Here is a 21,384-nt window from a genome sequence, read left to right on the forward strand (position 1 = left end):
GAGCAACCACGAACGAGCCCTGCGGGCTGGTCACGGCGTAAGGCGGAACTCGACCGGGGCGCTGTTGAGGGACGCCAGCCTGGCCACCAGCCGGTACAGGCCCTCGGTGGCCTTGGTCTGCTCGGGACCGCAGTCCGGAGTGGACGTCAGGCCGGACCACTCGACGTCGTTGCGGACCGACTGGCCGGGCTGCAGCAGCGGCCGCTCGTTGGTCGACTCCGCGTAGCAGTCGTTGCTGGACCACACGTGCTTGCCCGCCTGGGAGGTCACGGTCAGCTCGCGCAGCATGCGGTTGGTGTCGCGCACGCAGGGACGGTCGCCCGCGTTGGTGATCACGATGCTCATCGGGACCTTGTCGCCGGCCCGGAACTCGGGGCGGGCGACCTCCGCGACCACCCGGACCGCCTCGTCCGGGCACTGCGGCGGCGGCTCGTCGGCCGCGATCGCGACCGGCGGCGCGGGCGGCGCGGCCTGCGGCTGCGGCGTCGATCCGCTCGCGAGCACCACCGCCCCCCAGGCGACCAGTGCGACCGCGAGCAGGACCGCGGCGATCGCCACCACGCGGCGACGCCAGTACACGGCTGGCGGCAACGGCCCGTTCGGATCAAGCACGGATCGACAGTAACTCGGTGACTACTCCGAACGGCGCTGCCGATGATCACCTGATCGGGTGCAACTCGGCGAATCCGCCCCCACCGCACCGAAACCACCCGGCCGAGCGAGCCGCGTCGATTTCTCGCGAAATCGACGCTCGCCCGGGTGATGGTCGATTTCGTGCGAAATTGGCACCGCCTCGCCATCGCGGTGGCGTTTGCGCTGGTAACCAAGGCTGTGCTTGTTCGAGGATGGTGGAGGTCGTCGTGGTTGGGAGGTGACTGTGCGTGTTGGTTCGGGCGTGGTTCTTCGCTGGATCCGGGGGCCTGGCAGGATCGGCAGTGCCATGAAGACCTCCGCCGCGAATCCCGTCGTCCCGCCGCTGAACCCGGTCGAGCTGATCGACTGGTTCGCCGCCACCGCCCGCCCGCTGCCGTGGCGCGCACCCGGCGTCACGGGCTGGGGCGTGCTGGTCAGCGAGACGATGTTGCAGCAGACGCCGGTCAACCGGGTCCAGCCGATCTGGGAGGAGTGGATGCGGCGCTGGCCGCTCCCCTCCGACCTGGCCGCGGAGTCCCAGGGCGAGGTGCTGCGCGCCTGGGGCAAGCTCGGCTACCCGCGCCGCGCGCTGCGCCTGCACGAGGCCGCCGCGACGATCGCGGCCGAGCACGGCGACGCCGTCCCGTCGGACGTGGACACCCTGCTCGCCCTGCCGGGCGTCGGCGCCTACACCGCCCGCGCGGTGGCCGCCTTCGCCTACGGCAAGCGCGCTCCGGTGGTCGACACGAACGTGCGGCGCGTGGTGGCGCGAGCCGTGCACGGCGCGGGCGATGCCGGGCCGCCGTCGACCAAGCGGGATCTCAACGACGTCGACGTCCTGCTGCCGGACGACGACGCCTCCGCCGCGAAGCTCTCAGCTGCACTGATGGAGCTCGGGCAGGTCGTGTGCACGGTGCGCTCGCCGTTGTGCGAGTCGTGCCCGATCGCGCACGACTGTGCCTGGCAGCACGCCGGGCGACCGGCCTACGCGGGCCCGCCGAAGAAGGTGCAGAAGTTCGTGGGCACCGACCGCCAGGTGCGCGGCAAGCTGCTCGACGTGCTGCGCGGCTCCACCGGCCCGGTGCTGCGCGAGCAGCTGGACGCGGTGTGGTCGGACGCCGGGCAGCGCGACCGCTGCCTGGACTCGCTGCTGGTCGACGGGCTCGTCGAGCAGACCGACAACGGCCGCTTCGCACTGCCCGGCGAGCACTGATGGCGCACGCGCTGGTGTTCTTCTTCGACGACCGCACCGAGTCGGAGATCCGCGGCCTGTGGCAGCGGCTGGACGACGCGGGCGTGCCGAGCCCGGCGGGCAAGCACCGCCCGCACGTGGCCTTGGCGGCCGCGGGGAGCATCCCGCCCGCCGCCCGCAAGGCGGTGCGCGCCGAGCTGGAGCTGCTGTCCGTCCCGGACCTCTGGCTGCACACGCTCGGCACGTTCCCCGACGAGGAGCGGAAGCTGCTGCTGGGAGCGGTGGTGGACGCCGAGCTGCTGGCGGTGCACTCCGCGGTGCACGACGCGTTGGCGGGCCGGGTGCAGAACCCGTCGGCCTACTACTTCCCGGGCGCCTGGATCCCGCACTGCACCCTGGCCCAGGGCATCACCGACGACCAGCTCGCAACGGGCTTCCGCGCGCTCCAACCGCCGACCGCCGTCCGCGCCGCGATCGGCGAAGTCGCGATCGTCGACACCCGCACCGGGGAATCCGAGACCGTCCTGCTCCGCTGATCACCCGGCGACTACCGCAATTTCAATGGAAATTGGACGTCTGATTTCCATTGAAATTGCGCAACCTCCGACGCACCGACGGCGCGTCAGGGTCCGACACGCCGTCGGACCCGCAATTTCCATTGAAATCGAAGATCTGATTTCCATTGAAATCGCGTGGGGTTGTGGTCGGCGGGGCGGCGGAGCGGCCGCGGGAGACCGGTCGGGCCGGGACCGGTCAGGTCCGGTCGGATCGGGAGGTCCGGGCCGGACCGGGAGGACCGGGGCCAGCCGGAAGAGCCGAGGCGGGTCGGGAGGACCAGGTCGGGGTGGGAGGACCGGGTCGGGGTGGGAGGACCGGGTCGGGGTGGGAGGACCGGGTCGGACAGGGAGAGCCGGGGCGGGTCGAAAGAACCGGGGTGGGTCGGGCGGGCCGAGGCGGGTTGGGAGAGCCGGGGTGGGTCGGGCATTTGGTCCATAGTGGACTTGCTTCTCGATCACGAGTTGCCGAGTTGGGGGTGACGGGCCACTTTGGATCAGCACCTCGCACCCGGCAGGAGGACGCATGGACGTCGACGGCGTGAGCATCCTCGGCCGCGGGATCGCGGCCAAGGGACCGGAAGGCGTCGTGTTCGCCAACCTCGACCTGCAGGTCTCCGGCGGGGCGCTCGCCGTGATCGCCGGTCCTTCCGGGACCGGGCGCACCTCGCTGCTGCTCGCGCTGTCCGGCCGGTTGCCGCTGATCACGGGCTACTTGGACGTCTCCGGGCACGTGCTGCCCGCTCAGGCGAAGGCGGTGCGGCAGCTGGTCCGCCCCGCTCGGGTGCGGCCGGGCTACGAGCTGGAGGAGAAGCACCGGGTGCGGGAGGCGATCCTCGAGCGCCGCCTGATCAGCGGCGCTTCCGACCGCTCCATCGACGCCGCGCTCGACCTCCTCGGCCTGGCCCCCGACCGGTCCGCGCTGATCGACGAGCTGCACCCCGCCGACCGGCTGCTGCTCGCGGTGGCGCTGGCGATCGCGCCCTCGCCCGCCGGGATCCTGGTCGACGACGTCGACGTCGGCCTGCCGCTGCCGTCGCGGGCCCGGGTGTGGGCGGCGCTGCACGAGGTGACCCGGACCGGGATGACGGTGCTGGCCAGCGCCGCCGACGCGCCGTCGGGAGACGTCGAGGTGATCCACCTCCCCGCGCGCGAGCAGGACTGGCCCACCGATGTGCTCGACCTGCTGGAGGAGGACACGCCGTGAAAGCGTTCACCCTGGCCTGGCTGGAGCTGCGGCGCTTCCGCGGACCGCTGCGCCGCCTCGTGCCGCTGGTGCTGGTGCTGGTCCCGCTGCTGTACGGCTCGCTGTACCTGTGGTCGAACTGGGATCCCTACGGCAAGTTGGGCCAGGTCCCGGTCGCGGTGGTGAACTCCGACCTGCCGGTGGACAGCCGCGGCGAGCACATCAACGCCGGTGAGCAGTTCGTCCAGCAGATCAAGGCGACCGACACCTTCGACTGGCACTTCGTGGACGCCGCCGACGCGCGGCGCGGGCTGGCCGAGGGCACCTACTACTTCACCATCGAGGTGCCCTCGGACTTCAGCGCCCGGCTGGCCACGGCGGCGGACCGCAACCCGGAGCGGGCGGCGCTGCACATCGTCAAGAACGACGCCAACGGCTTCATCGTCGGGATCATGGCCGACACGGTGAAGACCGAGCTGCAGAACCAGATCAACGCGGCCGCGCACGCCACCTACGCCCGCGCGCTCTACGGCGAGCTGGACCAGGCGCGGCAGAAGTTGCAGCTGGCGTCGGAGGCGTCCAAGCAGCTGGTGGAGGGCACCGAGCTGAGCAAGGAGGGCACCGCCGCGCTCACCACCGGGCTCAACGGCGTGCGCGACGGCACCGGCGAGATCACCCGAGGCGTGCACAGCATCGCCGACGCGAGCGCCCAGCTCGACCAACAGCTGAGGGCCATCACCGACTTCACCGCCGAACGGCTGCCCGGAGCGGTGAACGCGCTGGTCAACGCGAGCAACGTCGCGGTCAACAGCCTGAGCGCGATCAAGACCACCACCGGGTTCCTCGGCCAGCGGGCCGCCGAGGGCCGCGCGGCCGTCGAGGAGCTCGGCGAGAAGCACCCCGACATCGCGCAGGACTCCGCCTACCAGCGCGCGCTGGACATCTCCCGCAAGCTCGCCGACTCCGCGGCCACGGCCGACGGCGATGCGCAGAAGGCGCTGGCCACGGCGCAGGACGCCAACCGCCAGGCGCTCGCGCTGCAGAACAACCTCGGCCCGCTGCAGAACCAGGTCCGCGCGATCACCGCACCGGCCGACACGCTGCGCGCGGGCACGGCGGAGCTGGCCGGTGGCGGCCTCGGCATCACCAACGGGCTGAACACGCTGGCCGCGAGCAGCGGCGTGCTGCACACCGGCGCCGGGCAGCTCAACGACGGCGCCAAGTCCCTGCAGGGGCTGGTCGACGACACGCTGGGCAAGATCCCGCCGACGAACCCGACCGAGGTCGCGCAGGCCGCCGACGTGCTGGGCTCGCCGACCGAGATCCACGTGGAGAACATCAACCCGGCGCACGTCTACGGGCGCGGGCTGGCGCCGTTCTTCTTCGCCATCGCGCTGTGGGTGTTCGGCCTGTTCGCATACCTGCTGCTCAAGCCGGTGAACCAGCGGGCGATGGCGGACCGGGTCAACGCGTGGACCATCGCGCTGGCCGGGTTCCTGCCCGCCGCGGCGCTGGGCGTGCTCGGCGGGCTCGTGCTGTACGCGGTGGTCGACTTCGGGCTGGGCCTGGACCCGGTGCACCTGTGGTGGACGCTCGGGCTGGTCTCGCTGGCCGCGCTAGCGTTCGTGGCGATCGACCACTTCCTGCGCACCGCGCTGGGCGCCGTCGGCGACCTGCTGTCGCTGGTGCTGCTGATCATCCAGCTCACCGCCTCCGGCGGGCTGTACCCGATGGAGACCGCGCCCGCGCCGTTCCAGGCCGTGCACCCGTTCCTGCCGATGAGCTACCTGGTCGACGGGCTGCGGGTGACGATCTCGGGCGGCGAGACGCAGCACCTGCTCAAGGACGCCGTGGTGCTCGGCGGATTCCTGGTGGTCTTCCTGCTGCTGACCACGCTGGTCGTGCAGAAGCAGCGCACCTGGTCGGTGGCCCGCCTGCACCCGCAGATCGAGCTCTAGCGCGATCACTCGTGCGGGCTCGTAGTCTGGCTACATGGCTGTTGTGAAGATCAATGCGATCGAGGTTCCCGAAGGTGCTGGTCCGGAGCTGGAGAAGCGGTTCGCTTCGCGGCACGGCTCGGTGGACAGCGCGCCGGGCTTCCTCGGGTTCGAGCTGCTGCGCCCGGTGAAGGGCGACAACCGCTACTTCGTCTACACGAAGTGGGAGTCCGAGGAGGCGTTCCAGGCCTGGGCGTCGGGCCCGGCGAAGGCCGCGCACGCCGGCGAGGCGAAGAACCCGGTCGCCTCCGGGTCCAGCCTGCTGGAGTTCGAGCTGGTCCAGGAGTCCTACCCGGAGAAGTGATCAGTGCCGTGAGCGTTTTGGGGTGTCAGAGCGCCCCAAAACGCTCACGGGCCCCGGCGCGAGGCCCCCTCCTCAGCCGCGCCACCGCAGAGTCGCGAGGATCGCGCGGTGGTCGGCGCCCGGCACCCGGAAGACCTCGAAGGACTGCGGCGTGAGCTCCGGTGTGGTGAGGACGTGGTCGATCGCCACCGGCGGCGGGAACCAGCCCTCCGGCCACGTCGCGCTCAGCCCCGCGCCGGTGGCCGCTGCGGCATCGGTGTAGCCGCGGCCGATCAGGTCGCCGAGCCGGGCGTGGTCGAGCGTCGCGTTGAAGTCGCCCGCCAGCACCCGCGGCGTGCCGTTCAGCGGCAGCTGTCCCAGCTCGGTCATCTCGCGCCGCCACACGTCGTAGGTCTCGCGCCCCATCGGGTACAGCGGGTGCACCGCGACGATCTCCACCGGCGGGCTGCCCGGCCGGTCCAGCAGCGCTGACGGCTGGGCGAGCGTCGACTCCGGCACCAGGTCCAGCTCGCGCAGCGGGTAGCGCGCCGCGATACCGGAGCCGTCCGCCTTCGGCCCCGGGCTGAACACCCGGTGCGGCAGTTCCGCGCCCAGTCCCGCGCGATCCAGCCGGTCCACCAGTTCCGGGGTCAGCTCCTGCAGGCTGAGCACGTCGACCTCGTGCCGCCCCACCAGCTCCACCACCGCCGCCGCGTCCGCCTGGCCGAAGTAGGCGTTGACCGACAGCACCCGCAGCTCGGCGCCCTGCGACGGAGCCGCGCTCGACATCGTCCGCGGCGCGACGGAGAGCACCAGCAGCACCGTCACCAGACCGACGACGAGCATCGTCAGCCAGCGGCGCAGCAGCAGCCCGAAGAGTGTCAGCACCGCACCGGCCACCACCGCGTACGGGGTCAGCGCCACCAGCGCCACGGTGTAGCGGTCGAACTCCAGGCCGCCCAGCGGCAGCGCCGCCCAGGCGAGGAAACCGAGGCTCAGCAGCACCAGCAGGACGGTCAGCACCGGCCCGCCCGGTTTTCGCGGTTCCAGCTCCTCTTCCGGCTGCTCGACCAACGTCCGAGTCACTCGCGACCCCCTGTCATCCGGCTCACCAAGCCTGTCAGCGCGCTGTGCGCGTGCTGTCAGCGCCCCTTCGGATAGTGGGATGCGCAAGCCCTTGAGGAGGTTGCATGTCATACGCGATCCAGGCCGAAGGCCTGGTCAAACGCTTCGGCTCCACCACCGCGCTGGCCGGGGTCGACCTCGCCGTGCCCGCCGGGACGATCCTCGGCGTGCTCGGCCCGAACGGCGCGGGCAAGACGACCACGGTGCGCATCCTGGCCACCCTGCTGCGGCCGGACGCCGGCACCGCGACCGTCGCGGGCTACGACGTGCTCCGGCAGTCGGTCGCGGTGCGCAGCCGCATCGGGCTGACCGGGCAGTACGCCTCGGTGGACGAAGAGCTGACCGGGGTGGAGAACCTGGTGCTGATCGGCCGCCTGCTGGAGATGCCGCGCGGCGATGCGAAGGCGCGCGCCGCCGAGCTGCTGGAGCGGTTCGGCCTGACCGACGCGGGCGGGCGCGCGATCAAGACCTACTCCGGCGGGATGCGCCGCCGCCTGGACCTGGCGGCGAGCCTGGTGGGCCGCCCCGAGATCCTCTACCTGGACGAGCCGACCACCGGGCTGGACCCGCGCAGCCGCAACCAGGTCTGGGACATGGTCCGCGACCTGACCGGCGAAGGCGTCACGGTGCTGCTGACCACGCAGTACCTGGAGGAGGCCGATCAGCTGGCCGACCGGATCAGCGTGATCGACCACGGCCGGGTCGTCGCGGACGGCCGCGCCGACGAGCTCAAGCGCCGGACCGGTGGGCAGACCCTGCAGGTGCGCCCGACCGATCTGGCGAACGTGCCCGCGGTGCGCCGGATCCTGGCCGAGCTGACCGGCGCCGAACCGGCCGTGAACGACGAGAGCGGGCTGCTCACCGCCCCGGTGGACGACCCGGTGCTGCTGTCCACCCTGGTGCGCCGCCTGGACGACGCGGGCATCACCGCCGACGAGCTGGCGCTGCGCCTGCCCAGCCTGGACGAGGTGTTCCTGGCCATCACCGGAAAACCAGCCGAGGAGGCCGCGTGAGCAATCCCAGCTCTGTGCCCACCCAAGCCCCACGCAACCGCACCCCAGGGGAACGTGACGCAACCCAGCCACAAGAAACCGCGAAACGCGAGATCAACTCTCAACGCAACCACCACCGTGAATCGCGGAGAGGCGGGAACAGCATTGGGCCGGTGCGGACGCTTCGGCACGGGTTGACGCTCGCCGGGCGGAGCGTGCTGAAGATCCGCAAGTCGCCCGAGGGCCTGATCGACGTCACCATCCAGCCGATCCTGTTCCTGGTCATGTTCGTCTACCTCTTCGGCGGCGCGATCCAGGGCGACACCAGTTCCTACCTGCAGGTCACGCTGCCCGGCGTGATGGCGATGAACATGGTCTTCGGCAGCCTCGGCACCGGGATGGCGCTCAACACCGACATCAACAAGGGCGTCTTCGACCGGTTCCGCAGCCTGCCGGTGGCGCGTTCGGCGCCGCTGATCGGCGCGGTGCTCGGTGACATCGTGCGCTACCTGGTGTCGCTCGCGGTGCTGCTGGTGTTCGCCGCGATCATGGGCTTCCGGATCCAGACCGATCCGCTGTCCGCGCTGCTCGCGATCGTCGTGGTGATCGCCTTCGCGCTGGCGATGTGCTGGATCACGGTGTTCCTCGGCATGCTGATCAAGAGCCAGCAGGCGCTGCCGGGCGTGGCGATGGCGTTCATGTTCCCGCTCACCATGGGCAGCAACGTGTTCGTGCCGACCCACACGATGCCGGGCTGGCTGCAGGCCTGGGTGGGGATCAACCCGGTCACCCAGCTCGCGGACACCGCCCGCGGCCTGATGATCGGCGGCCCGGTCCTCGGCCCGCTGACGGCCACCGCGATCTGGATGGTGGCGATCGTGGCGGTGTTCTTCCCGCTGGCGATGTGGGCCTACCGCCGCCGGGTCTGAACCGCGCGGCCGGTTCCTCCCGTGCTCGGGGGCGGGAGGAACCCGGTCACGCGCCCAGCGCCGCGCGCAGCTCCTCGAACGCGGCTTCGCGGGAGAGGGCCGCGCCCTTCTCCCGCTCCGCGTCGTAGCTCCCGGTCAGGGTGCGCAGGAGGTCGCGCACCTCCGGGTCGCCTTCGTCGAGCTGGCCGCGCAGCGCGACCGCGATGCCGAGCAGCCGCGCCGCCGGCTCCGGCCGCCCCTGCGCGAATTCCGTCCTCGCCGCCTGCTCGGCGATGGCGGCGGTCATCGGCATGTCGCGGAGGTCCAGGCCGGTGACCAGCGCTTCGGCCAGTCCGGCTCGCGCGGCGTCGAAGTCGCCCTCGGAGGCGTGCAACCGGGATTCGCAGATCTTGACCAGCTGCCGCAGCGGTTGCGGTGTCATGGTCATGTCGCCGACGAGTTCGCGCAGCTCGGCGATCCGCTCCCACGCCCCGGCGAAGTCCCCGGTCTGCCGCGCCACCTCGGCCAGGCCGCTCAGCGCGCCGATCCGGTGGTGCGGGAACGCGTTCTGGCCGAATTCCGCGGCCCGGCGCAGCTCTTCCTCCGCGCCCGCGGGATCGCCCGCGCGCAGCCGTTCGAGGCCGATCCGCGCCAGCACCGACACCAGGTCGTCGGTGCAGCGCAGTTCGCGCAGGGTGGCGGCCGATTCCTGCAGCGCCGCGATCGAGCCTCCGTGGTCGCCGCGCTGGGAGCGCAGTTCGGCCAGGCTCTGGATCGTGCTCGCGGTGCCCCACCGGTCGCCGATCGCGCGGAACTCGGCCAGCGACGCGAGCATGTCCGCTTCCGCCGGTCCAGGATTCCCGGTGTGCTCCAAACCCCAGGCCCGGCAGTAGAGCCCGGCCGCGCGCGCCCACGGGTGCGCGTCCTGCAGCGCGGACTCGACGCATCGCTCCATTTCGGACAGTTCGCCGCAGAGCATCCAGGCCATCGGTTCCATCATCGCCGCGTACAGGTACCGGGACCGGGCGCCGGTGTCGCGGACCTCGGCCACCGCGACGCGCAGACGGCTGAACCAGTCCGGTTCCTCGGCGACCAGCCGCCGCATCAGCTCGACCGCCGCCCGGCTCGCCGCCGGGGCCGCGCCCGGCAGGTCGGCGACGGCGTTGAGCCTGCCGATCAGCTCATCGTGCTGCGCCGCCATCGACCAGTACCAGCACAACGCCGCCACCAGCCGGATCCCCCGGTCCGCGTCGCCGGACGAGGTGGCCCAGTGCAGGGCGGTGATGATGTTGTCGTGATCGGCGTCCAGCCGTTCCATCCAGTCGATCTGGTCGGCCTCGTGCACCTTCGGCGCGGTGCTCTCGGCGAACTCGACGTAGTACGCCGCGTGCGAGGAGCGCAGCGCGTCCTCCTCCCCCGCCGCGTCGAGCTTCTCGGCGCAGAACGCGCGCACCGTCTCCAGCATCCGGTAGCGCATGCCCAGGCCCGAATCCACCGCCTCCACCAGGGATTTCTCCACCAGCGACAGCAGCACGTAGAACGCGTCGCCGGCGGCGAGCTCGGCATCGGCGCACACCCCGGAGATCGCCTCCGGCGTGGCGCCGCCCGCGAACACCGACAGCCGCCGGGCCAGCGTCTGCTCCTGCTCGGTGAGCAGGTCCCAGCTCCACTCCACGACCGCGCGCAGCGTCCGGTGGCGGGGCATCGAGGTGCGATTCCCGTTGGTGAGCAACCGGAACCGGTCGTCCAGCCGGTCGGCGATCTGCCGCGCGCTCATCGCCCGCAGCCGGGCCGCGGCGAGCTCGATCGCCAGCGGCATGCCGTCCAGCCGACGGCAGATCTCCACCACGTCGCCGATGTTGTCCTCGTCCAGCGCGAACCCCGGGCGAGCAGCCGACGCCCGGTCCGCGAACAGCCGCACCGCTGCGGATTGCCGCGCCACAGCAGTGGATTCCGGCAGCTCCAGCGGGCCGACGGGCAGCAACCGCTCGCCGGCCACCGCGAGCGGCTCGCGGCTCGTGGCGAGCACTCGCAGCTGCGGCGAGCGGCCCAGGACCTCCTGGGCGAACTCGGCGACAGCGCCGATCACGTGCTCGCAGTTGTCCAGCACCAGCAACGTCGGTTCCGCCGCGAGCAGCTCCCCCACCCGGCTCAGGGCGTGCGTCTTCGGGCCTTCCAGCAACCGGTTCTCGCGGATGCCCAGCGCGGTCAGCACCGCCGGGGTCAGGTCCTGCTCGTCGCGCAGCGGCGCGAGCTCCACGAACCACACCCGCCGGTCGGACACACCGGCCGCCGTTTCGGTGGCCAGCCGGGTCTTGCCCGCGCCGCCCGGCCCGAAGAGCGTGACCAGCCGGGCATCGGCCAGCTCCGCCCGCGTGCGCTCGATCTCCCGCTCCCGGCCGACGAAGCTGCTCAACCGCGTCGGCAGCACGGCAGGGCTCGACGACCGGCGCGGCTCCGGCTTCGGCGCGAGCGCGGGATCGCCGCGCAGCATCGCGAGCTGCAAGTCCTTGAGCTCTCGCGACGGCTCCACGCCGAACTCGTCGTCCAGCCGCCGTCGCAACGCCTCGAACACCGCCAGCGCATCCGGCTGCCTGCCGCAGGCGTAGAGCGCGCGGATCCGCAGCGAGGTGAGCCGCTCGCGCAGCGGGTAGCGCGCGCACAGGCCTTGCAGCTCGGGCACCAAGTCCACCTGCTGCCCAGCACGCAGATCCGCCTCGATGCGATCTTCGAGCGCCGTGAGGCGCAGCTCGTCCAGCCGCGCCACCTGCGCTTCGGTGAACGGAGCGTCGAGGAAGTCGGCGAGCGCGCCGCCGCGCCAGAGCGCCAGCGCCTCGCGGAGCGAGGCAGCGGCGGCGTCGACGTGGCCGTCGCGGAGCAGGCGGCGGCCATCGGCCGCGAGCCGCGCGAAGCGGTCGGCGTCGACGTCGTCGGGATCGATCAGGAGGGCGTAGCCCGACGGGTCGGAGCGCAGCGCCAGCGAGCCGTCGAGCGCGCGGCGCGCGCGGGAGACGAGCGACTGGAGCGCGTTGAGCGCGCCGGCCGGCTGGGCGGAGCCCCAGAGGTCGGCGATGAGCCGCTCGGTGGCGACCGGGCGGCCGGCTTCGAGCGCGAGGCGCGCGAGGAGCGTGCGCACCCGGAGGCCGCCGACGTCGACCGTCCGGCCGTCGGGGGCAGTCAGCCGGAATGGCCCCAGGAGAGCGACACGCACCTGCCCAGCTTCTCAAAGAGTCGTGCCGCGACGCTCGTCTTTAACGGTCACCGGCCGTTGCTGCGCAGCACCGAGACCGCGTTGGCGGTCGCGTAGCCGCGCCATTCCAGGGACGCCGCGGCGGAATAGCTGGTGAAGTCCACGGCCCACCCGCCGTCCTCGCGCTGTCCCCGTTCCAGCCGATCGAGGTCGGCGGACACGGCGTCGGGATCCAGCAGGTCGCGGACCGGGCGTCCGGGCTCGGGCGCGTAGTCGAGGAGGTGGAGGGTCTCGCCCTCCGCTCCGCCGACGACGGCGACCGCCCCGTCCGGCGGGACGAAGCGGCCGAGGTGGTCGAGCAGCTCGCGCGCCTCGCGGTGGGTGTCGGACGCGGCGTCGAGGAGCTGAAGCGCGAAGGAGAGGACGTAGGCGAAGGGGGCTTCGTCGATCCGGCGGATCGCGTCGAAGCAGTAGCGCGTCGCCGTCTGCAGCCACGGGTGGTCGCGGACCGACCCGTCCCAGCGCGCGAGCCGGTGGGCCTGCGCCGCCACGGCAGCGGTGATCTGCAGCGACGACTCAGCGGGGTCCGCTTGGGCCCAGAAGGGCGCGCACGCTGCGGGATCGCTGATCGGCAGCGCGAAGGGCAGGCCGCCGTCGGGCAGTGTCGCGGTGTTCAACCAGTCGAGCAGGGCCGTGACGTGCGGGGAGTTCGCTCGGGCGTCCGCGAGCGCTTCGAGCGCGTGCTGCGCGGCGCCGGGCTGGCTCTCCGGAGCGCGGAGGTCCGGTTCCAGGCCCCACCCGTAGCCGCCGTCCGGGTTCCGGTAGGCGCCGAGCCCGCTGACGATCGCGTCGCGGGCGGCGTCGCCGCCGGTCAGGGCCTCGAAACGCCGCCGGTCGAGAACTCTCGCGTGCGAGGTCATGAACGTCCTCGCGCGCCCCAGGTCGATGCTCATGCGAAGACTCTCCCAGCTGCGGCCCCGGTCCGGCTTGGACGAATCGGCCACGGTCACGCGCGGGCGAGCGCAGCGGGCGTCCGCCCCGTGAGCCGCTTGGTCTCGCGGGTGAAGTGGGCCTGGTCGACGTAGCCCGCGGTCGCGGCGGCTTCGCCCAGCGGCAGCCCCGACCGCGCGAGGCGGAGCGCGCGCTGGAAGCGGTGGATCTGCGCGAGCGACTTGGGGCCGTAGCCGAAGAGCCGGCCGCTGAGCCTGCGCAGCGACCGCTCCGAGAGGTCGTGGCGCTCCGCCGTCTCCCGCACGCTCAGCCCGTCGCGGGCCGCGCGGTCCAGCGAGGCCGCGATGCGCAGGAGCGAGCGGTCGGGGTCGGCCCGGGCCCACATGTCGATCAGCACCTGTTCGAGGGCGTCGGCCACGTCGTCCTCGAACGACCAGCGCTTCGGCGGGGAGACGAGTTCGGCCAGCTCGATCCGCCGGTCCGTCAGCTCGTCCGCGGGCACTCCCAGCAGCGCGTTCGCCACACCCGGGGCCAGGCGAAGGCCCCACGTCACCTCTCCCGGCCGCGTCCGGACGGTCATCGCCCGGGTGTCGGCGCCCGCGACGACGAGGCGGTCCTGGAACCACATCAGATCCAGCACGCCGTCGGGAACGATGTGCTGCTGAGTCCCGTCCGCCCGCACGCGCCACACCGTCGCTCCGGTCCGGGCGCCGCGGCGGGCCGCGTAGTTCGCCACTCGCGGTCACCTCCGTCCCGCTCGGACAGCGTAGGCGTGGAGGCTCTCGGGGCGCGAAACGAGCCGGAGAGTGGCATAGATCACTCTTAGTGTGGGCGGAGTACGCCGAACGGCTGGAATCATGGAATAAACGGACATTTATTCCGATCAACGTTCCGCTTTTGCCGCGAGCTGCGGCGGAGCACCCCCAACCCGGAGCCGCTCGAATGGATCTGACGACGCTTGCCGCCACCTCCGCCGAACCGACCGGCTTCACCGGCTGGGTGATCTCCGTGATGGAGGCGCTCGGCAGCCCCGGTGCCGGGGCCATCGTCGCGCTGGAGAACCTGTTCCCGCCGATCCCGTCCGAGGTGATCCTGCCGCTGGCCGGGTTCGCCGCCAGCCAGGGCAACATGACGCTCATCGGCGCGATCCTGTGGACCACGCTCGGTTCGCTGGTCGGCGCCCTCGCGCTCTACGGCATCGGCGCCACGCTGGGCCGCGACCGCACCCGCGCCATCGCGGCGAAGCTGCCGCTGGTGAAGATCTCCGACATCGACCGGACCGAGGCGTGGTTCGCCAAGCACGGCGTCAAGGCGGTGTTCTTCGGCCGCATGATCCCGCTGTTCCGCAGCTTCATCTCGCTGCCCGCCGGCGTCGAGCGCATGCGCCTTAGCACCTTCGCGCTGTTCACCACGCTCGGCAGCCTGATCTGGAACACGGTCTTCGTGGTGGCGGGCTACCTTCTCGGCGAGAGCTGGTACCTGGTCGAGGAGTACGCGGGCGTGTTCTCCAAGGTGGTCCTGGTCCTCGCGGTCCTGGCCGTGGTGGCCTTCATCGCGGTCCGCATCCGCAACAACCGCCGCGGCGGCCCGGCGGCGGCCCAGGCCGAGGAAGCCCCCACGGTCCAGTTCGCCCGCGTCTCCGCGGAAGCCCCCACCGAGGAAATCCGCCGCCTCCGCTGACGGCCCACCTCTCACACCTCCGGCGGAGCCGCACCAACCGCCACCAAGCCCAACAACCCCGCTGCGCAAACCCGCCCCCGTCACCCGGGTGCCGGGGGTGGAAAGCGGAAGGCCCCGCTCCCTGATGGGGGCGGGGCCTTCGCTTCGGTCAGGTCAGGCGGACTCGGAGTCCGAGCCCTCCGACTTGTCCTCGGAGCTCGCCGAGACCGCGACCGGCGGGCTGTCCGGGACCAGCGACGGCTTCGGCTCACCGCGGAAGGTGAACTGCGCCTTGTCGTCGGCGCCTTCGCCGTCCCAGCCCTCGACGTCCACGATCACGATCTGACCGGCCTGGAGCTCGCCGAACAGGATCTTCTCGGACAGCTTGTCCTCGATCTCCCGCTGGATGGTCCGGCGCAGCGGCCGCGCACCCAGCACCGGGTCGAACCCGCGCTTGGCCAGCAGCTTCTTCGCCTTCTCGGTCAGCTCCAGGGCCATGTCCTTGCCCTTGAGCGCCTTCTCCACCCGGCCCGACAGCAGGTCGACCATCTGGATGATCTCCTGCTCGGTGAGCTGGTGGAAGACGATCACGTCGTCGATCCGGTTGAGGAACTCCGGCCGGAAGTGCTTCTTCATCTCCTCGTGGACCTTGGACTTCATCCGCTCGTAGTTGGAATCCGCCCCCTGCCCGCTGGAGAAGCCGAGGCCCACGGCCTTGGAGATGTCCTGGGTGCCGAGGTTCGAGGTGAAGATCAGCACCGTGTTCTTGAAGTCCACCGTGCGGCCCTGGCCGTCGGTGAGGCGGCCGTCCTCCAACACCTGCAGCAGCGTGTTGTAGATCTCCTGGTGGGCCTTCTCGATCTCGTCGAAGAGGACCACGGAGAACGGCTTGCGGCGGACCTTCTCGGTGAGCTGGCCGCCCTCCTCGTAGCCGACGTAGCCCGGAGGGGCGCCGAACAGCCGCGAGGCGGTGTAGCGGTCGTGGAACTCACCCATGTCGATCTGCACGAGCGCGTCGTCGTCGCCGAACAGGAACTCCGCCAGCGCCTTGGACAGCTCGGTCTTACCGACACCGGACGGGCCGGCGAAGATGAACGAACCGGACGGGCGCTTCGGGTCCTTCAGGCCCGCACGCGTGCGGCGGATCGCCTGGGACACGGCCTTGACCGCGTCGTCCTGGCCGATGATCCGCTTGTGCAGCTCCTCCTCCATGCGGAGCAGGCGGGTGGTCTCCTCCTCGGTGAGCTTGAAGACCGGGATGCCGGTCCAGTTCGCCAGCACCTCGGCGATCTGCTCGTCGTCGACCTCGGCGACCACGTCCAGGTCACCGGCCTTCCACTGCTTCTCCCGCTCCTCCTTCTGGCCGAGGAGCTGCTTCTCCTCGTCCCGCAGGCGGGCGGCCCGCTCGAAGTCCTGCGCGTCGATCGCGGACTCCTTCTCGCGGCGCACGTCGGCGATCTTCTCGTCGAACTCGCGCAGGTCCGGCGGCGCGGTCATGCGGCGGATGCGCATCCGGGCGCCGGCCTCGTCGATCAGGTCGATCGCCTTGTCCGGCAGGAAGCGGTCGTTGATGTAGCGGTCGGCCAGGTTGGCCGCGGCCGCCAGCGCGGAGTCGGTGATCGACACCCGGTGGTGTGCCTCGTAGCGGTCCCGCAGACCCTTCAGGATCTCGACGGTGTGCTGCAGCGAGGGCTCACCGACCTGGATCGGCTGGAACCGGCGCTCCAGGGCCGGGTCCTTCTCCACGTACTTGCGGTACTCCTCGAGCGTCGTGGCGCCGATCGTCTGCAGCTCACCGCGGGCCAGCATCGGCTTCAGGATGCTCGCCGCGTCGATCGCGCCCTCGGCGGCGCCGGCGCCGACCAGGGTGTGGATCTCGTCGATGAACAGGATGATGTCGCCGCGGGTCTTGATCTCCTTGAGCACCTTCTTCAGGCGCTCCTCGAAGTCACCGCGGTACCGGGAACCGGCGACCAGCGAGCCCAGGTCGAGCGTGTAGAGCTGCTTGTCCTTCAGCGTCTCGGGCACCTCGCCCTTGACGACCTTCTGCGCCAGGCCCTCGACCACGGCCGTCTTGCCGACGCCCGCCTCGCCGATGAGGACCGGGTTGTTCTTGGTGCGCCGCGAGAGGACCTGCATGATCCGCTCGATTTCCTTCTCCCGGCCGATCACCGGGTCGAGCTTGCCCTCGCGCGCGCTCTGCGTCAGATTGCGGCCGAACTGGTCCAGCACCAGCGACGACGACGGGGTGCCCTCGCCGCGGCCACCAGCCTCCGCGGGCTCCTTGCCCTGGTAACCCGACAGCAGCTGCAGGACCTGCTGGCGCACCCGGTTGAGGTCCGCGCCCAGCTTGACCAGCACCTGGGCGGCCACGCCCTCGCCCTCGCGGATCAGCCCGAGCAGGATGTGCTCGGTGCCGATGTAGTTGTGGCCGAGCTGCAGCGCCTCGCGCAGCGACAGCTCCAGCACCTTCTTGGCCCGCGGGGTGAACGGGATGTGCCCGCTCGGGGCCTGCTGCCCCTGGCCGATGATCTCCTCGACCTGCTGCCGCACGCCCTCAAGCGCGATACCCAGCGACTCCAGCGCCTTGGCGGCGACACCCTCACCCTCGTGGATCAAGCCCAGGAGAATGTGCTCGGTGCCGATGTAGTTGTGGTTGAGCATCCGGGCCTCTTCTTGGGCCAGGACGACCACCCGCCTCGCGCGGTCGGTGAACCTCTCGAACATTCGCACTCCCTGACTGCTGCGCCGGCGGTCTCGTTGGCTGGGACACGGCTCCTGCATCGCCGATGCCCACGACGGGTTCAGCACTCTTGAGGACCACTGTAGTAGCCCCACCCGGTCGCGGTCCGTGCCCGCTACGGCCTGCTGCCCACATTCTTGTCCGGCACCCTGACCAACGGCTCGCTGGCCTGCGGGATTCCGGATCTGCACCTATCGGATGGCCCGTTCCGCTGAGCGCGAACACGGCCCGCCTAGCTGGGCCGATCGACCTTCCCGGCGGTGCGACCACCGATCGGTACCACCATCGGGGTACCCGCCACCGGATCAGCAATCACCCGCGCCTTCAGCCCGAAGACCTCGTCAAGCAGCTGTTCGGTGAGCACGTCGGACGGGTCGCCCTCGGCGACGACCGCGCCGTCCTTCATCGCCACCAGCCGGTCGGCGTAGCGGGCCGCGAGGTTGAGGTCGTGCAGCACCATCACCACGGTGCGGCCGCTCTCGTCGTGCAGCTGCCCGACCAGCTCCAGCACGTCCACCTGGTGGGACAGGTCGAGGTAGGTGGTCGGCTCGTCGAGCAGCAGCAGGTCGGTGCCCTGGGCGAGCGCCATGGACAGCCAGGCGCGCTGCCGCTGGCCGCCGGAGAGCTCGTCGAGGGTGCGATCGGCCAGGTCGGCGATGCCGGTCATGCCCAGCGCCTCGGCGACCGCGGCCTCGTCGTCGGAGGACCACTGCCGGTACCAGGACTGGTGCGGGTGCCGTCCGCGCGCGACCAGGTCGGCGACGGTCAAGCCCTCGGGCGCGACCGGCGACTGCGGCAGCAGGCCGAGCACCTTCGCGACCTCCTTGGTCGGCATCTTGTGGATCTGCTTGCCGTCCAGCAGCACGCTGCCGCGCTGCGGCTGCAGCAGCCGCCCTAGGGCGCGCAGCAGCGTCGACTTGCCGCAGCCGTTCGGGCCGATCACCGCGGTGATCGTGCCGTCCACGACGTCGAAGTCCAGCCCGTCGGCGATGACCCGCTCGCCGTAGGCGAGCTTGAGGTCGGTGGCGTGCAGCCGCTGCCGGACAGCGCTGGACATGGCGGACGCGGTCATGCGCGGACCTCCCGGTACCGACGGATGAGCAGGTAGATCAGGTACGGCGCGCCCAGGATCGCGGTGACGATGCCGACCGGCAGTTCCAGCGAGCCGAAGGCGGTTCGCGAGATGACGTCGGCGCCGACCACCAGCGCGGCCCCGAACACCATCGAGGACAGCAGCGGCGGGCGCGAGGTGTGCGCCAGGCGCAGCGCGATCTGCGGGGTGGCCAGCGCGACGAACTGGATCGGGCCGGCCGCCGCGGTCGCGATCGACGCCAGCACCACTGCGGCCAGCAGCAGCACGCCGCGGGTCAGGTCGGTGCGGATGCCCAGCCCGCGCACCGTGTCGTCGTCGAACTGCAGCGCACCGAGCACGTGCGCGCCGATCAGCGTCAGCGGCACCAGCGCGCAGAGCGCGATGGCCGTGGGCACCACGTGCTCCCAGCCGCGCGCGTTGAGGCTGCCGGTCAGCCACACCAGCGCGCGGCCCGCCTCGTTGACGTCGCCGACGGTCAGCAGCCAGTAGGTGGCGTTGCCGGCCAGCGCGCTGACGCCGACGCCGACCAGCACCAGCCGGTAGGAGTCCACGCCGCGCCGGTAGGCCAGTCCGTAGACCGCGATCCCGGTGAGCAGCCCGCCGGCGAGGGCGACGAGCGGCAGGCCGTAGTCGGCCAGCGCACCGGCCAGGCTGCCCGCGGTGCCGCCGAGCACGATCACCGTCGTCGCCGCGGTGCCCGCGCCCCAGGTGATGCCGAGCATGTCCGGGCTGGCCAGCGGGTTGCGCGCGAGGGTCTGCATGATCGCGCCGGACAGGCCCAGCGCGGCGCCGACCAGCAGCGCGGTCAGCGCTCGCGGCAGCCGCAGCTCCAGGACGATGATCTGCTGCGCCCGGTCGCCGCCGCCGACCAGCGTCTGCAGCACCTCCACCGGGCTGATCTGGTACTCGCCGAGGCCCACGTCGAGCACGAAGACCGCCAGCAGCAGCACCAGCCCGCCGAGCAGGGCCACCAGCGGCCGCCAGCGCAGCACCCCGGAGAACGGCCCGAGCCGGGCCGGGCGCCGCCCGGCGACCCCGCTTTCCACCACCTGGGTCACAACCGCACCATCTTCCTGCGACGCACGAGCGCGATGAAGAACGGGGCGCCGACCATCGCCAGCATCACCCCGACCTGGACCTCGGACGGCCGCGCCACGATGCGCCCGAGCACGTCGGCCAGCAGCACCAGCGCGGCGCCGAGCAGTCCGGCGAAGGGCAGCAGCCAGCGGTAGTCGGCGCCGGTGAAGAACCTGGCCACGTGCGGCACGATCAGCCCGACGAAGCCGATCGGCCCGCAGATCGCGACCGCGCTGCCGACCAGGACCGCGATCGCGGCGATCCCGGCCCGGCGCGACCACTCCACCCGGTGGCCCAGCGAGCGGGCGACGTCCTCGCCGAGCGACAGCGCGTTCAGGCCGCCCGCGTTGGTCAGCGCCAGCACCATGCCGATCAGCACGAACGGCAGCACCTGCGGGATCACCGAGGGATCGGTGACCGCGATCGAGCCGACCTTCCAGAACCGGTAGGTGTCCATCGTCTGCTGGTCGGTGAGCACCAGCGCCGAGGTGATCGCCTGCAGCAGGAAGCTGATCGCGGTGCCGGCCAGCGCCAGCGTCACCGGCGTCGGGCCGCCGCGGCCGATCGAGCCGATGGCGAACACCGCCAGCGCGCCCAGCATCGCCCCGGCGAAGCCGAACCAGATGAAGCCCACCAGCGTCGTGACGCTGAAGGTGTAGATCGCCAGCACCACGCCGAGCGCGGCGCCCTGGGTGATGCCGAGGATGCCGGGATCGGCGATGGGGTTGCGGGTGTGGCCCTGCATCAGCGCCCCGGCCAGGCCCAGCGCGGCCCCGGCCAGCACGCCGACGATGGTGCGCGGCACCCGCAGCTCGCGGATGATCAGGTCGTTCTCGGTGCCGGTCGGGGCGAACAGGCCGCTCCACACCTCGGCCAGCGGGATCGTCTTGGCCCCGACCACAACGCTGAGCACGCAGCTGACCAGCAGCGCCACCACCAGCACCGCGATGCCGATGAGCCGCCTGCGGCGGCGTTCGCGCAGGCGGGCGCCGCCGGGCGCGGCCTGTTCGGCTGCGCGTGGACCGCCGACGGCCAGGCTGCCACTCACGTCCCACTCCCTCTGCCGGGTCACCCGATCGGTGCTTAGGTTAGGCCCACCTAAGCATGCCGCCCAGGGTGGGGCGCAATGTCCACCGTCACACCGGATCGGCGGGTCCGCGGGTGGAAATCACCGCGGAAAGATCATTGCCGCTTTTCGCGATTCGCGTTGAATAGCGTTATCCGAACGCAACGAGGGGCGTCGTCCCGGCACTTCGCCGGGCCGACGCCCCTCGACCGCACAACTCGCACCACTGCGGGATCAGCGGTCCGCCCCGACCGGGACAGCCCCCGCAGCACCGCGAAAAGCGAGGCGGAACCAGGTCAGTTCGCCTGGTGGTACTGCTCCACGATGTCGGCCGGGATCCGGCCCCGGTCCGACACCTTCAGGCCGCGCTTGCGGGCCCATTCCCGAATGGCCTGGTTCTGCTCGCGATCCGCGCTCGTGGAACCGCCCGCGGAACGCGCACCGGCGCCACCCGGGCGCGGTCCCGGCTTCTTCCGGCCGCCCGCGCGCCGCGCGTTGGAGACGTAGTTCGCCAGAGCGTCCCGCAACTCGCCGGCATTGTCGGCGGAAAGGTCGATCTGGTAGGACACGCCGTCCAATCCGAACTCGACGGTTTCGTCGGCCTGGCCGCCGTCCAGATCGTCGACAAGAGTGACCGTGACCTTCTGCGCCATCTTCGAAGTCCTCCCCGGGAGAGCTAAATGTGCCAGAACGGGACAGCGCGAACCGCTGGGAGCGAACTCCCCCGCAAGTACT

Annotated in this window: 18 protein-coding genes; 8 read left to right on the plus strand and 10 right to left on the minus strand. The window is 71.5% G+C overall.

What is annotated here, in order from left to right:
• Positions 1-30 precede the first annotated feature (30 nt).
• Complete coding sequence (locus ATL45_RS10665) at positions 31-612, minus strand: hypothetical protein (protein WP_093156517.1); 582 nt, start codon at positions 610-612, stop codon at positions 31-33.
• A 328-nt stretch (positions 613-940) separates the two neighbouring features.
• Between ATL45_RS10665 and ATL45_RS10670 the strand changes: the two genes are divergently transcribed.
• From ATL45_RS10670 to ATL45_RS10690, 5 genes are all read left to right on the plus strand, one after another.
• A complete protein-coding gene (locus ATL45_RS10670; RefSeq protein WP_093156515.1) occupies positions 941-1,846 on the plus strand; it encodes an iron-sulfur binding domain-containing protein in 906 nt (301 codons plus the stop codon).
• Positions 1,846-2,361 (plus strand): 2'-5' RNA ligase family protein, encoded by a 516-nt coding sequence (locus tag ATL45_RS10675; protein ID WP_093156514.1) that lies wholly within the window; start codon positions 1,846-1,848, stop codon positions 2,359-2,361. The genes ATL45_RS10670 and ATL45_RS10675 overlap by 1 nt, the downstream gene beginning before the upstream one ends.
• 544 nt (positions 2,362-2,905) lie before the next feature.
• Entirely contained in the window at positions 2,906-3,586 is a 681-nt protein-coding gene (locus ATL45_RS10680; protein ID WP_093156512.1) for an ATP-binding cassette domain-containing protein, read from the plus strand.
• Positions 3,583-5,523, plus strand: a complete 1,941-nt coding sequence (locus ATL45_RS10685) for a YhgE/Pip domain-containing protein (protein ID WP_093156510.1) — start codon at positions 3,583-3,585, stop codon at positions 5,521-5,523. Before ATL45_RS10680 ends, ATL45_RS10685 begins: the two co-directional genes overlap by 4 nt.
• Before the next feature lie 34 nt (positions 5,524-5,557).
• Complete coding sequence (locus tag ATL45_RS10690; RefSeq protein WP_093156509.1) at positions 5,558-5,866, plus strand: antibiotic biosynthesis monooxygenase family protein; 309 nt, start codon at positions 5,558-5,560, stop codon at positions 5,864-5,866.
• Positions 5,867-5,938: 72 nt separating this feature from the next.
• Here ATL45_RS10690 and ATL45_RS10695 read toward each other — a convergent pair whose 3' ends face one another.
• Entirely contained in the window at positions 5,939-6,931 is a 993-nt protein-coding gene (locus ATL45_RS10695) for an endonuclease/exonuclease/phosphatase family protein (protein ID WP_093156508.1), read from the minus strand.
• A gap of 104 nt (positions 6,932-7,035) precedes the next feature.
• On the opposite strand from ATL45_RS10695, the gene ATL45_RS10700 reads away from it, so the two are divergent.
• Together ATL45_RS10700 and ATL45_RS10705 are read left to right on the plus strand one after the other, a co-directional pair.
• A complete protein-coding gene (locus ATL45_RS10700) occupies positions 7,036-7,983 on the plus strand; it encodes an ATP-binding cassette domain-containing protein (RefSeq protein WP_093156507.1) in 948 nt (315 codons plus the stop codon).
• A 143-nt stretch (positions 7,984-8,126) separates the two neighbouring features.
• On the plus strand, positions 8,127-8,891 hold the full coding sequence (locus ATL45_RS10705; RefSeq protein ID WP_211841437.1) for an ABC transporter permease: 765 nt from the start codon (positions 8,127-8,129) through the stop codon (positions 8,889-8,891).
• A gap of 46 nt (positions 8,892-8,937) precedes the next feature.
• On the opposite strand, the gene ATL45_RS10710 is transcribed toward ATL45_RS10705, so the two are convergent.
• From ATL45_RS10710 to ATL45_RS10720, 3 genes are read right to left on the minus strand one after another with little or no spacing between them, the layout of a single operon-like run.
• Complete coding sequence (locus ATL45_RS10710) at positions 8,938-12,081, minus strand: ATP-binding protein (protein ID WP_093156505.1); 3,144 nt, start codon at positions 12,079-12,081, stop codon at positions 8,938-8,940.
• 47 nt (positions 12,082-12,128) lie between these two features.
• Positions 12,129-13,013 (minus strand): hypothetical protein, encoded by an 885-nt coding sequence (locus ATL45_RS10715; protein WP_093156504.1) that lies wholly within the window; start codon positions 13,011-13,013, stop codon positions 12,129-12,131.
• A 53-nt stretch (positions 13,014-13,066) separates the two neighbouring features.
• Positions 13,067-13,747, minus strand: coding sequence for a helix-turn-helix domain-containing protein (locus tag ATL45_RS10720; protein WP_093156502.1), 681 nt, complete (start codon positions 13,745-13,747; stop codon positions 13,067-13,069).
• Between the two features lie 206 nt (positions 13,748-13,953).
• On the opposite strand from ATL45_RS10720, the gene ATL45_RS10725 reads away from it, so the two are divergent.
• Complete coding sequence (locus tag ATL45_RS10725; RefSeq protein WP_093156501.1) at positions 13,954-14,691, plus strand: DedA family protein; 738 nt, start codon at positions 13,954-13,956, stop codon at positions 14,689-14,691.
• 153 nt (positions 14,692-14,844) lie between these two features.
• Here ATL45_RS10725 and ATL45_RS10730 read toward each other — a convergent pair whose 3' ends face one another.
• From ATL45_RS10730 to ATL45_RS10750, 5 genes are all read right to left on the minus strand, one after another.
• On the minus strand, positions 14,845-17,397 hold the full coding sequence (locus ATL45_RS10730; protein ID WP_093156499.1) for an ATP-dependent Clp protease ATP-binding subunit: 2,553 nt from the start codon (positions 17,395-17,397) through the stop codon (positions 14,845-14,847).
• Between the two features lie 248 nt (positions 17,398-17,645).
• A complete protein-coding gene (locus tag ATL45_RS10735; RefSeq protein ID WP_093156498.1) occupies positions 17,646-18,485 on the minus strand; it encodes an ABC transporter ATP-binding protein in 840 nt (279 codons plus the stop codon).
• Positions 18,482-19,564: a FecCD family ABC transporter permease gene (locus ATL45_RS10740; RefSeq protein ID WP_093156497.1), complete on the minus strand. Its 1,083-nt coding sequence runs from the start codon at positions 19,562-19,564 to the stop codon at positions 18,482-18,484. Before ATL45_RS10740 ends, ATL45_RS10735 begins: the two co-directional genes overlap by 4 nt.
• Positions 19,561-20,631, minus strand: a complete 1,071-nt coding sequence (locus ATL45_RS10745) for a FecCD family ABC transporter permease (protein WP_093156495.1) — start codon at positions 20,629-20,631, stop codon at positions 19,561-19,563. The genes ATL45_RS10740 and ATL45_RS10745 overlap by 4 nt, the downstream gene beginning before the upstream one ends.
• Positions 20,632-20,945: 314 nt before the next feature.
• A complete protein-coding gene (locus ATL45_RS10750) occupies positions 20,946-21,302 on the minus strand; it encodes a histone-like nucleoid-structuring protein Lsr2 (protein WP_093156493.1) in 357 nt (118 codons plus the stop codon).
• Positions 21,303-21,384: the final 82 nt, after the last annotated feature.

Source organism: Saccharopolyspora antimicrobica (assembly GCF_003635025.1).
GTDB classification, from domain to species: domain Bacteria; phylum Actinomycetota; class Actinomycetes; order Mycobacteriales; family Pseudonocardiaceae; genus Saccharopolyspora; species Saccharopolyspora antimicrobica.

Coding starts and splice junctions, on each gene's coding strand:
- ATL45_RS10670 (WP_093156515.1), top strand. CDS start 941: ATGAAGACCTCCGCCGCGAATCCCGTCGTCCCGCCGCTGAACCCGGTC.
- ATL45_RS10675 (WP_093156514.1), top strand. CDS start 1,846: ATGGCGCACGCGCTGGTGTTCTTCTTCGACGACCGCACCGAGTCGGAG.
- ATL45_RS10680 (WP_093156512.1), top strand. CDS start 2,906: ATGGACGTCGACGGCGTGAGCATCCTCGGCCGCGGGATCGCGGCCAAG.
- ATL45_RS10690 (WP_093156509.1), top strand. CDS start 5,558: ATGGCTGTTGTGAAGATCAATGCGATCGAGGTTCCCGAAGGTGCTGGT.
- ATL45_RS10700 (WP_093156507.1), top strand. CDS start 7,036: ATGTCATACGCGATCCAGGCCGAAGGCCTGGTCAAACGCTTCGGCTCC.
- ATL45_RS10715 (WP_093156504.1), bottom strand. CDS start 13,013: ATGAGCATCGACCTGGGGCGCGCGAGGACGTTCATGACCTCGCACGCG.
- ATL45_RS10725 (WP_093156501.1), top strand. CDS start 13,954: ATGGATCTGACGACGCTTGCCGCCACCTCCGCCGAACCGACCGGCTTC.
- ATL45_RS10730 (WP_093156499.1), bottom strand. CDS start 17,397: ATGTTCGAGAGGTTCACCGACCGCGCGAGGCGGGTGGTCGTCCTGGCC.
- ATL45_RS10735 (WP_093156498.1), bottom strand. CDS start 18,485: ATGACCGCGTCCGCCATGTCCAGCGCTGTCCGGCAGCGGCTGCACGCC.
- ATL45_RS10750 (WP_093156493.1), bottom strand. CDS start 21,302: ATGGCGCAGAAGGTCACGGTCACTCTTGTCGACGATCTGGACGGCGGC.